Source organism: Phenylobacterium sp. (genome assembly GCF_037138395.1).
Taxonomy (GTDB): Bacteria; Pseudomonadota; Alphaproteobacteria; order Caulobacterales; family Caulobacteraceae; genus Phenylobacterium.
In genome coordinates, this window is sequence record NZ_JBAXIM010000094.1 from 1 (window position 1) to 9931 (window position 9931).

Annotated in this window: 11 protein-coding genes and 1 other RNA gene; 11 read left to right on the plus strand and 1 reads right to left on the minus strand. The window is 69.5% G+C overall.

Going from position 1 to position 9931, the window contains the following annotated elements:
* Positions 1–609, plus strand: a 609-nt coding sequence (locus WCJ52_RS08655) for an acyl-CoA dehydrogenase family protein (protein ID WP_336902902.1), incomplete at its 5' end; no start/stop codon positions are given.
* Here the strand turns inward: WCJ52_RS08655 and WCJ52_RS08660 are convergent.
* On the minus strand, positions 576–1181 hold the full coding sequence (locus tag WCJ52_RS08660) for a gamma carbonic anhydrase family protein (protein ID WP_336902903.1): 606 nt from the start codon (positions 1179–1181) through the stop codon (positions 576–578). The two genes, WCJ52_RS08655 and WCJ52_RS08660, sit on opposite strands and share 34 nt — an antisense overlap.
* A gap of 108 nt (positions 1182–1289) precedes the next feature.
* On the opposite strand from WCJ52_RS08660, the gene WCJ52_RS08665 reads away from it, so the two are divergent.
* The 10 genes from WCJ52_RS08665 to murF form a co-directional block, all read left to right on the plus strand.
* Positions 1290–2183 (plus strand): DMT family transporter, encoded by an 894-nt coding sequence (locus WCJ52_RS08665; protein ID WP_336902904.1) that lies wholly within the window; start codon positions 1290–1292, stop codon positions 2181–2183.
* 15 nt (positions 2184–2198) lie between these two features.
* The gene (locus tag WCJ52_RS08670; RefSeq protein WP_336902911.1) at positions 2199–2933 is read left to right on the plus strand and encodes an N-acetylmuramoyl-L-alanine amidase; all 735 of its coding nucleotides are present in this window, start codon (positions 2199–2201) and stop codon (positions 2931–2933) included.
* Complete coding sequence (locus WCJ52_RS08675; protein ID WP_336902905.1) at positions 2930–3463, plus strand: GNAT family protein; 534 nt, start codon at positions 2930–2932, stop codon at positions 3461–3463. The genes WCJ52_RS08670 and WCJ52_RS08675 overlap by 4 nt, the downstream gene beginning before the upstream one ends.
* 36 nt (positions 3464–3499) lie before the next feature.
* Positions 3500–3885: RNase P RNA component class A (gene rnpB, locus WCJ52_RS08680), an RNA gene on the plus strand.
* A 291-nt stretch (positions 3886–4176) separates the two neighbouring features.
* Complete coding sequence (locus WCJ52_RS08685) at positions 4177–4644, plus strand: division/cell wall cluster transcriptional repressor MraZ (protein WP_336902906.1); 468 nt, start codon at positions 4177–4179, stop codon at positions 4642–4644.
* Entirely contained in the window at positions 4641–5570 is a 930-nt protein-coding gene (gene rsmH / locus WCJ52_RS08690; RefSeq protein ID WP_336902907.1) for a 16S rRNA (cytosine(1402)-N(4))-methyltransferase RsmH, read from the plus strand. The genes WCJ52_RS08685 and rsmH overlap by 4 nt, the downstream gene beginning before the upstream one ends.
* Positions 5567–6001, plus strand: coding sequence for a cell division protein (locus WCJ52_RS08695; RefSeq protein ID WP_336902908.1), 435 nt, complete (start codon positions 5567–5569; stop codon positions 5999–6001). Before rsmH ends, WCJ52_RS08695 begins: the two co-directional genes overlap by 4 nt.
* A complete protein-coding gene (locus tag WCJ52_RS08700; RefSeq protein ID WP_336902909.1) occupies positions 5998–7740 on the plus strand; it encodes a penicillin-binding protein 2 in 1743 nt (580 codons plus the stop codon). The genes WCJ52_RS08695 and WCJ52_RS08700 overlap by 4 nt, the downstream gene beginning before the upstream one ends.
* Complete coding sequence (locus WCJ52_RS08705; RefSeq protein WP_336902912.1) at positions 7740–9191, plus strand: UDP-N-acetylmuramoyl-L-alanyl-D-glutamate--2,6-diaminopimelate ligase; 1452 nt, start codon at positions 7740–7742, stop codon at positions 9189–9191. Before WCJ52_RS08700 ends, WCJ52_RS08705 begins: the two co-directional genes overlap by 1 nt.
* A partial coding sequence (gene murF, locus WCJ52_RS08710; RefSeq protein WP_336902910.1) for a UDP-N-acetylmuramoyl-tripeptide--D-alanyl-D-alanine ligase occupies positions 9191–9931 on the plus strand: 741 nt, incomplete at its 3' end. The genes WCJ52_RS08705 and murF, both read left to right, overlap by 1 nt.

Below are 9931 nucleotides of genomic sequence, written 5' to 3' on the forward strand. Positions count from 1 at the left end.
GGCGGGATCTCGGTCTTCATCGTGCCGAAGTCGGCCAAGGGCGTGACCACCCGCGACTATCCGACGGTGGACGGGTTCCGCGCCTCGGAGGTCTATTTCGAGAACGTCGCCCTGGGCGCCGAGGCCCGGATCGGTGGCGAGGGCGAAGCCCTGCCCCTGGTCGAGAAGGTGATGGACGAAGCGATCGCCGCCACCTGCGCCGAGGCCTGCGGCGTCCTGCGCCGCCTGCAGGAGGGCACGGTGGAGTACACCAAGCAGCGCAAGCAGTTCGGCGTGCCGATCTCCTCCTTCCAGGTCCTGCAGCATCGCATGGTCGATATGTTCATCCAGCTCGAGCAGTCGATCTCCATGACCTACATGGCCACCATCCGCCTGTCCGACGGCGACGCCGAGCGGGCCAAGGCCGCCTCGGCCGCCAAGGTGCAGATCGGCAAGGCCTGCAAGTTCGTGGGTCAGAATGCCGTCCAGCTGCACGGCGGCATGGGCGTGACCGACGAGATGGCCATCGGCCACTACTTCAAGCGCGCCACCATGATCGAGGGCCTCTTCGGCTCCACCGACCATCACCTGGCGCGTTACGAGGTCCTGTCCCTCGGCGCGGCAGCCTGAACCTCGGCCGCCAGGCGCGCGCGCTCGGCGGCCATTTCGGCGCGGAAGCCTTCGGTGGACCAGAGGCGATAGTCTCCGGCCGCATAGGCTTCCGCATTCCGCCGGTAGAGGAAGGCGTTCATCCGGTTGGCCAGGGTGTTGTCGCGGGTGCGGGTCACCGCGCCGGGTGATCCCATGACGATGGAGCCGGGTGGGATCACCGTCCCCTCCTTGAGGAAGGTGCCACCCGCCACAATGGAGCCGGCGCCGATCCGGCAGCCGTCCATGATGGTGGCGCCGATGCCGATCAGGCAGGCCTCACCGATCTCGCAGCCATGCAGGGTGACATGGTGGGTGATCGAGCAGTCCGCGCCCACGAAGGTCCCGGTCCCGGCGCCCACGTGGATCATCACGAAGTCCTGGATGTTGGCCCGGGGGCCGATCACCACCCGGTCGCTTTCGGCGCGCACCACCACATTGCACCAGACCGAGGCCCCCGTGTGGATTTCCACCGCCCCGTACAGACGGGCCGAGGGGTCGATCCAGGCCGCGCCCAGGTCCTTTACGTCAGGGCCGAGAAAGGGTCCGGTCATGTGCGCCTCCGTTTTGCCGAGCCTGTCCCTTCAGCGCCGGGCTGACAAGCTCTGGCAGGCGTCCTGAAAGGCATTGCCCTCGGCCCCGAAGCGGGCGAAAGCCCGGCCATGACCCCGCGCGACTTTGGCCTGATGACGCTGGTCTGCCTGATCTGGGCAGCCAACTCGATCATCTCCAAGCTCGTGATCACCAACCTGGGCGCCCCGCCCATGTTCTACGCGGCCCTGCGCTTCGCCGTCGTCCTGGCGGTGGTCTGGCCCTGGCTGCGAAATGCCCCCCGGCCGCTCTGGCGGATGATCCTGGTGGGCCTGTGTATGGGCTGCGGCACCTTCGCCCTGGTCTTCTTCGCCTTGCAGACAGCCAGCCCCTCGGCGGTGGCCATCGTCAGCCAACTGGGCGTGCCGGTGACGGCCGTCCTTTCCTGGTTCCTCCTGAAGGAGCGCCTCGACGCCCGCCGGCTGGCGGGCACCGGCATGACCCTGGCGGGTGTGATCCTGGTGATGTGGAATCCTGCGGGACTGCACGTGTCTGCAGGCCTCCTGTTCGTGGTCGCCTCCGCGGTCATCGGCTCCTTCGGTGCGGTGCTGATGAAGCGGATCGAGGGCGTCAAACCCCTGCAGTTCCAGGCCTGGGTCGGTCTGACCTCGGTCATTCCCACCCTGGCCTTCACCCTGACCCTGGAGACCGGGCAGGCTGCGGTGGTGGCCGCCAATCCCTGGGCCCTGGCGGCGGCGGTCCTGTTCTCGGGCCTCGTCGTCTCGGTGCTGGCCCACACCCTCTACTACACCCTGATCCAGCGCTATGAGGCGACCCTGGTTTCGCCCCTGACCCTGATGACCCCCATCTTCACCATCGCGCTGGGGATGATCTTCACCGGAGATGTGGTGGACCTGCGCATGGCTGTCGGCGCCGCCCTCGCCATGGCCGGCGTCCTGGTCACCGCCTTCCGCTTCAACCAACTGGCCCGCCTGGCCCTCGTCTTCGGACGCGGACAGGGCTAGCCTTTGCCCATGGACCTGCCCATGGACATGATCGAAGCGCCCTCGCCGAACTTCGACGCCCGTACCGTGCTGCCGGACATGATCGTGCTGCACTACACCGGCATGCAATCCGGCGAGGCGGCCCTGGCACAACTGCGCAACCCCACGCCGGGCAGCCGGGTCAGCGCCCACTACCTGGTGGAGGAGGACGGCCGGGTCTTCCGGCTGGTGGACGAGGCCCGCCGCGCCTGGCATGCGGGCGTCGCCTCCTGGAAGGGCCAGGGCGACATCAACAGCCGCTCGATCGGGATCGAGATCGTCAATCCGGGCCACGAGTTCGGCTATCGCGACTTCCCGGAGCTGCAGGTGGCCGCCGTTATTGCCCTGGTGGGCGACATCCGCAGCCGCTGGACCATCGCCGACGGCGACATTGTCGGCCACTCTGACGTCGCCCCAGCGCGCAAGCCGGACCCGGGCGAGCGGTTTCCCTGGAAGCGACTGGCCGAGGCGGGCCACGGTTTGTGGGTCGAGCCCCCGCCCGCGCCCGGCATGCCCCTGGCCGAGGGGGAGGCGGGAGCCGCCGTCTTCGCCTTGCAGGCCGGCCTGACCCGGCTCGGCTACGACTGCGCGCCCAGCGGAACCTTCGACGCCGCCACAACTGATGTGGTCACAGCCTTCCAGCGGCACTGGGTGCAGAGCCGGTTCGACGGGGTGGCCGATGGCCTGACCCGGGCCCGGCTGATCGCTCTGCTGCGCCTGTCCGGGGCATGATCGCCGATCCCCCCCGGGTCGAGGGCTTCGAGCTGCGGGCCCTGTCCGAGGCCGACGCGCCGGACCTCCTGCGGCTGTTCTCCGACCCCGAGGTCTGTGCCTTCATGGACATTGAGCCCCTCGAGACCGAGTTCGAGGCCCTGGACATCATCGACTGGGCTGAGGCGCAGGCGGCCCAGGAGATCGGCGTCCGCTGGGGCATCCGCAGGCCGGGCTCCGCACGGCTGATCGGCACTGTGGGCTTCAACCGGATCGAACGCAGCCGGGGGCGCTGGGGCGAGATCGCCTATGACCTGGCCCGGGACCAGTGGGGGCAGGGGGTGATGAGCGCCGTCCTGCCGGCCATCATCGCCCGGGGCTTTGGCGATATGGGCCTGCTCCGCCTAGAGGCCATGGTGACCGTGGGCAATGCGCGGTCCTGCACCCTGCTCAGGCGGATGGATTTTCAACAGGAAGGCGTCCTCGCCCGCAGGGGATACTGGAAGGGCCAGGCCTGGGACCAGCTGGTCTTCGCCCGACTGGCGGATTGACGCCGGCCGCGCGGAGGGCCACTGCTGCAAACGGAACCAGACGGCCGGGCGGTCGCTCCTGCCCCTCGGGGCAGGGGAGGAAAGTCCGGGCTCCACTACGACATGGCGGCGGGTAACGCCCGCCGGGGGCGACCCCAGGGATAGCGCCACAGAGAGCAGACCACCCCGGTTGCGGCCGGGGCAAGGGTGAAAGGGTGCGGTAAGAGCGCACCGCGGACCCAGCAATGGGGACGGCATGGCAAGCCCCGCCAGGAGCAAGACCGAATAGGGACCTCGCGCCGGAGCGATCCGGCAGGGCCGTCGCAGGCCTGGGGGTTCGGGTAGGTCGCGAGAACCGTCCAGCAATGGGCGGTCCAGAGGAATGATCGCCGCGCCCGCCTTGGCGGGCGGCACAGAACCCGGCTTACAGGCCGTCTGGTTTCCATCACCCCCGAAATTCACGCTTATCAACAGGTGGCCCCAAACCCGGGGCATTCAGAGGCACAGTTCTCTGTATGACCTGTGGAGAGCCTGTGGAAATTAACCATATTTGAATCAAAATGGGCTGAAAGTACTGAGGACTGGAAGTCAGAGTCATTGTTTCCCATTTGATCCCATGATAGCCCATTTGAACCCTGGACAGGCACCTCCCCCCGCAGCTTCCGTCGCGGTCGGCGTCATTCCGGGATCGGCATGGGCGCAGCCTGAAGGGCTGCAGGATGGGACGCTGCGGGATGTTCATCTCGACGTTCGAAAAGCAGCTGGACGCCAAGCGGCGCATTGTCGTGCCGCAGGAGTTCCGCGCCGCCGTGGCCGGTCCCTTCGACGGGGTGGTCTGCTTTCCCTCCATCGAGGCCGACTGTATCGAAGGCGGTGGTCAGATCCTGTTCGACCGCTACCTGGGTGTGATCGAGGAGCTGGATTTCGGCGATCCCCTGCGTTCGGCCCTGGAGACCTCGGTGCTCGGCGGCATGGCGCGCCTGAACTTCGATACAGCCGGGCGCATTACCCTTCCCGAGACCCTGTGCGACGCCTTCGGCCTGACCGACTGGGTGGTGGTGGTCGGGCTGGGCGACCGGTTCCAGATCTGGGAGCGCGATGCCTTCCAGGCCCACCGTGCCGCCCAGAGGGAGCTGGCCCGCGAGGGGCTGGCCCAGCTTCGCGGTGCCCAGCGGGCCCAGAGGTCGGGGCTGGCGGGATGACATCTCCCCACAAGCCCGTACTGCTCGACGAGGTGATCGCCGCCATCGGTCCGGCACCCGGGCGGCACGTGGTGGATGGGACCTTCGGGGCCGGCGGCTATAGTCGCGCCTTCCTCGACGCTGGCGCCCAGGTCACGGGCTTCGACAGGGACCCGACGACAACGCGTTTCGCCGACGGGCTTGGGGCCCGGTTCCGGCTCGTCCTTGCGCCCTTCTCGTCCATGGCGGACCTGCTGGGCGAAGCCTCGGTCGACGGGGTGGCGCTGGACCTTGGCGTGTCCTCGATGCAGCTCGACGAGGCCGAGCGCGGCTTTTCCTTCCTCCGCGACGGCCCGCTAGACATGCGCATGGGCGCGGATGGCCCCACGGCGGCCGACCTGGTCAATACCGCTGAACCCGCTGAACTGGCGCGCCTGCTCTGGGTCTATGGCGAGGAACGCCAGTCCCGCCGGATTGCCGCTGCCATCGCCCGCCGTCGCGCCGAGCGGGCTTTCACCCGCACCACGGACCTCGCCAGCCTGATCGAGCGTGTTCTCGGCGGGCGCAGGGGCGCCCGGGTTCATCCGGCGACCCGCGCCTTCCAGGCCCTGAGGATTGCCGTGAACGACGAACTGGCCGAGCTCGAGGCCGGCCTTGCCGCCGCCGAGCGCGCGCTTCGGCCCGGCGGACGCCTGGCCGTGGTCACCTTCCATTCCCTCGAGGACCGGATCGTGAAGGGGTTCCTGGGCCCGCGCTCTGGCCGCACACCGGGAACCTCGCGGCATGCCCCCGAAGCGCCGCGGGGCGCGGATCCCAGCTTCGCCCTGCTTTCAGTGCGATCGACGGCAGCCGGCGACGCGGAGGCCGCAGCCAATCCGCGCGCGCGGTCAGCGCGCCTGCGGGCCGCTGAGCGCACGTCGGCCCCCGTCTGGACGGTGGCGGCATGACCTTCCTGGATCGCCGACTCCTGGGCTTCAGGGCCATTGACGTCCTTCTCTTCTTCTTCCTGGTCGCCCTCATCCTCGGGGTCTACCTCGCCAAGACCCTCGCTGGGCGGGAGCGGGGCCAGATCGCGACGGTGGAGCGGAAGATCGCCCAGGAGCGTGACCGGATCGTCCTGCTCGAGGTCGAGGTCGCCCACCTGGAGCGTCCCGAGCGGCTTTCCGCCATGGCCCGCTCCTACGGCGGTCTCAGTCCAGCATCCCCTGGCCATGAGATCACCCCGGAAGGGCTCAGTGACGCCCTTCAGTCTCCCGGGCCATCTGTCCACGCCGCCGCCGCGCCCGTGGCTGCGGTGCCGCTCCCGGCGCAGACCGAGACCTCCTCTGTGGCCGAAGTCGAACCTGCCGCGCCCCCCGCCCCGGAACCTAAGCCATGAGCCTAATCCACACGGGACTTGCGACGCCCGGCTGGCGCTGGATCAAGGACCGGCTCTGGGGTCTGGAGCGGGCCTTCGAGAAAACCCGCACCTCTGGCCGGGCCGAGGATGATACCCGCATCCGGATCCTGGTGGTCCTGGCGCTCTTCGTGATGGGGTTCGCCTTCCTGGCGGTTGGAGCCACCCGTCGGGCCCTGTTCCAGGGCCCCGATGGCGCCGGCCTTGCCATAGGGGGCGCAGGTCCTGGACGGGCACCCCTGGTGGACCGACGCGGGTCCCTGCTCGCGGCTGACCTGCCCTTTTTCACCCTCTATCTCGACCCCCATGAGGTCTGGGACAAGGCGGAGGTCCGCCGGGGCCTGATGGTCACCCTGCCAGGCCTGCCGGTCGCGCGCATCGACAAGGCCCTGAACGGGTCGCGCCGGACCTTCCTTGCCGGGCCGCTCTCGCCCCGAGACCGGGACCGAATCCACGACCTCGGCCTTCCGGGTCTGTCGTTTGAGCGGGAGCCCCGTCGGGTCTATCCCCTGGGGGATTCCGCAGCCCACCTGATCGGCTTCTCAGACACCGGCGGTGAGGGCCTCGCGGGCGCTGAAGGTGCCTTCAACACTCGCGTCCGTGCGGGGGCAGGCGACCAGCAGCCAACACCCCTTTCCATCGACGTCCGCGTCCAGGCGGCCCTCGACGAGGAGCTGAACGCTGCGGCGACGCGCTTGCAGGCCAAGGGCGCCGTTGGCCTGATCACCAATGTCCAGACCGGCGAGGTCCTGGCCATGTCTTCCTGGCCGAACTTCGATCCTAACCACGCGGGAACGTCCTCTCCGGACCAGCTTCGCAACCGGGCGGTGGCCTCGGTCTACGAGATGGGCTCGACCTTCAAGGTCTTCACCCTGGCCATCGGCCTCGATACTCATAAGATCACGCCGAATACCGTCCTGAATACGACCCAGGGCGTGAAGCTGGGATCGCGCGTGATCCGCGACCTCCACGCCGTTGGCCACAACATGACCGCCAGAGACGTCTTCCTGAAGTCGTCGAACATCGGCGCCAGCCAGATCGCCCTTCAGGTCGGCGGGCCCTCTATGACCCGCTATTTCGACGCCTTCGGCCTGCTCCATACCGCGCCCATCGAACTCGCGGAGAGCGCCCGGCCAATGGTGCCGCGGGAGTGGAACCCCAACACCATCGCCTCGGCCTCCTTCGGCCACGCCATCTCGGTGAGCCCGGCCGCCCTGGCTGCCGGCATAGGCTCCATCATGAACGGTGGACGCTATGTGCCCCTGACCCTGCAGCCCATGCGGGCCGGCGCCCGGCCCGAGGGTCGCCGGGTGATCAGCGAGGAAACCTCCCGCGAGATGCTCGACCTGATGCGGAGCAACGTCCTGGAAGGCTCCGGACGTCGGGCGAATGCGGCGGGCCTGCGCGTCGGCGGCAAGACGGGTTCGGCGGAAAAGGTCATCGGCGGCCGCTACGTCAAGGACAGGGTCCTGGCGTCCTTCGCGTCCGTCTTCCCCACCGATGGGGCCCTGACCGATGACCGCTACATGGTTCTGGTGATCATCGATGAGCCGATCGCGGACGCGGAGTCCGGCGGGCGGGTCGGTGGCCTCACTGCAGCGCCTGTGGCGGGCAAGGTCATTGACCGCATCGCCCCCTTCCTCGGTATCCAGCGTCGCTTCGAGCAGGTGGCCGCTGCGCCCGCTCCCGTCGTCGTGGCCGCCGCGAGCGGCGAGCGCTGATCGTCATGCGTCTGTCCCAGATCCTTCATCGGGACCTGCCGGAAGATCCGGAGATCACCGGCGTGACGTCCGACAGCCGCAGGGTCGGCCCGGGGGTCCTGTTCGCCGCCCTTCCCGGTGTCGCCAGGGATGGGGCCGACTTCGCGCCCCTGGCTGTTACCGCCGGTGCTGCCTCGGTGCTCTGCGGCCGGGACCTGCCGGGCCTCGGTGTCCCGATGATCGTCAGCGAGGATCCCCGCAGGGCCTACGCCCTTGCCGCCGCCGCCTTCCACGGCCGCCAGCCCGGCGTCGTGGTCGCTGTGACCGGGACCAATGGCAAGACCTCGGTGGCCGGGTTCCGGCGCCAGATCGCCGCCGCCGGCGGGCGACCCGCCGCCAGCATGGGCACCCTTGGCGTGCGCATCTCCGCTCCGGGCCAGGAGGACGTGGTCCTGACGCCTGCCGGCCTGACCACGCCGGACGCCGGCGACGTCGCCGCCCTGATGGCGGAGCTGGCAGGAAGGGGCGTAGACGACCTCGCCCTCGAGGCCTCCTCGCACGGGATCGACCAGCGCCGCCTCGACGGCGTTCGCCTCGCCGCCGCCGCCTTCCTCAACCTGACCCAGGACCACCTGGACTATCATGGCGACATGGCCAGCTATCAGGCGGCCAAGCTGAGGCTGTTCGACACGCTTCTGCCCCGAGGTGCCCCTGCGGTCCTCAATGCCGACTCCCCGGCCTTCCCGGCCTTCGCCGCCGCCGCCGTCCTGGCTGGGGCCGACCTGATCACCTTTGGCGTCGAGGGACGGGACCTCAGGCTGGCTAGCCGCCAGGCGCGACCCGGCGGGCAGGTCCTCGACATCGCGCATGCCGGGCGCACCTGGCGGGTGGACCTACCCCTGGCGGGCGCCTTCCAGGCCCTGAACGCCCTTGCCGCCGCGGGCCTCAGCCTGGCCGTCGGTGAAGCGCCTGAAACCGTCTTCGGGGCCCTTGAAGGCCTGACCGGCGCCCCGGGCCGCCTCCAGAAAGTGGGGACCTCGGCCTCCGGCGCCGAGGCCTATGTGGACTATGCCCACACCCCTGACGGGCTCGAGACCGTGCTCCAGGCCCTGCGCCCCCACGCCTCGGGGCGTCTGGTGGTGGTCTTCGGGGCCGGCGGCGACCGGGACCGCACCAAGCGTCCCCTGATGGGCGAGGTTGCCGGCCGCCTGGCCGATCTGGCCATCGTCACCGATGACAATCCCCGCAGCGAGGATCCGGCCGCCATCCGCGCCGAGGTTCGGGCCGGCCATCCGGACCTGAAGGAGATCGGCGACCGCCGCGAGGCGATCCGTACCGCCGTCGCCAGCCTGTCCGCGGGGGACGTACTGGTTGTGGCGGGCAAGGGGCATGAGCAGGGGCAGGTCGTTGCCGGTGTCACGCTTCCCTTCGATGACGTCGCAGAAACCCTTTCAGCCCTAGAGACGACCTGATGACCCGACGCTCGCTCTGGACCGCCGCCAACCTGGCAAAGGCGACCGGCGGCCGCGCCTCCCGGGCCTTCCAGGCGCACGGCGTCTCCATCGACACCCGCAGCCTTGAGCCTGGCGACCTCTTCATCGCCCTGGGCGGAGCCCGTGACGGCCACGAGTTCGTTGCGCAGGCCATGGCGTCCGGGGCGGCGGGGGTTCTGGCCTCACGACCCGTCGACGCACCCCACGTCCTGGTCCCCGACACCTTCCTTGCGCTCCAGGCCCTGGGCATCGCCGCCCGCGAGCGGGCTTCCCAGGCCCGGCGGGCGGCGATCACCGGTTCGGTGGGAAAGACCAGCGTCACCCAGGCCGTGGCGGCGGGCCTGGCCCGGGCTGGACGCGCCCATGCTTCGGTCAAGAGTTACAACAACCACCTCGGGGTCCCCCTGACCCTGGCCCGGATGCCCGCCGACACTGAGCGCGCAGTCTTCGAGATCGGCATGAACCATGCCGACGAGATCACGCCCCTGTCCGGACTGGTCCGCCCCCATGTGGTGGCTGTCACTACCGTCGGTCCCGTCCATGTCGAGAACTTCCCCGATGGCGAGACCGGGGTCGCCCGGGCGAAGGCTGAGATCTTCGACGGCGCAGTCCCGGGGGCCGTGGCGGTGTTGAACGCCGACAACCGCTGGTTCGGCTGCCTGGCCGCCCGGGCCCGGGCGCGCGGCCTTGTCGTGCGCAGCTTCGGCTGGGCGGAAGGG

Bases quoted from the DNA above. Each gene is read 5' to 3' on its own strand.
- WCJ52_RS08695 (WP_336902908.1), top strand. From the start codon at position 5,567: ATGACCTTCCTGGATCGCCGACTCCTGGGCTTCAGGGCCATTGACGTC.
- rsmH (WP_336902907.1), top strand. From the start codon at position 4,641: ATGACATCTCCCCACAAGCCCGTACTGCTCGACGAGGTGATCGCCGCC.
- WCJ52_RS08660 (WP_336902903.1), bottom strand. From the start codon at position 1,181: ATGACCGGACCCTTTCTCGGCCCTGACGTAAAGGACCTGGGCGCGGCC.
- WCJ52_RS08685 (WP_336902906.1), top strand. From the start codon at position 4,177: ATGTTCATCTCGACGTTCGAAAAGCAGCTGGACGCCAAGCGGCGCATT.
- WCJ52_RS08675 (WP_336902905.1), top strand. From the start codon at position 2,930: ATGATCGCCGATCCCCCCCGGGTCGAGGGCTTCGAGCTGCGGGCCCTG.
- WCJ52_RS08700 (WP_336902909.1), top strand. From the start codon at position 5,998: ATGAGCCTAATCCACACGGGACTTGCGACGCCCGGCTGGCGCTGGATC.
- WCJ52_RS08665 (WP_336902904.1), top strand. From the start codon at position 1,290: ATGACCCCGCGCGACTTTGGCCTGATGACGCTGGTCTGCCTGATCTGG.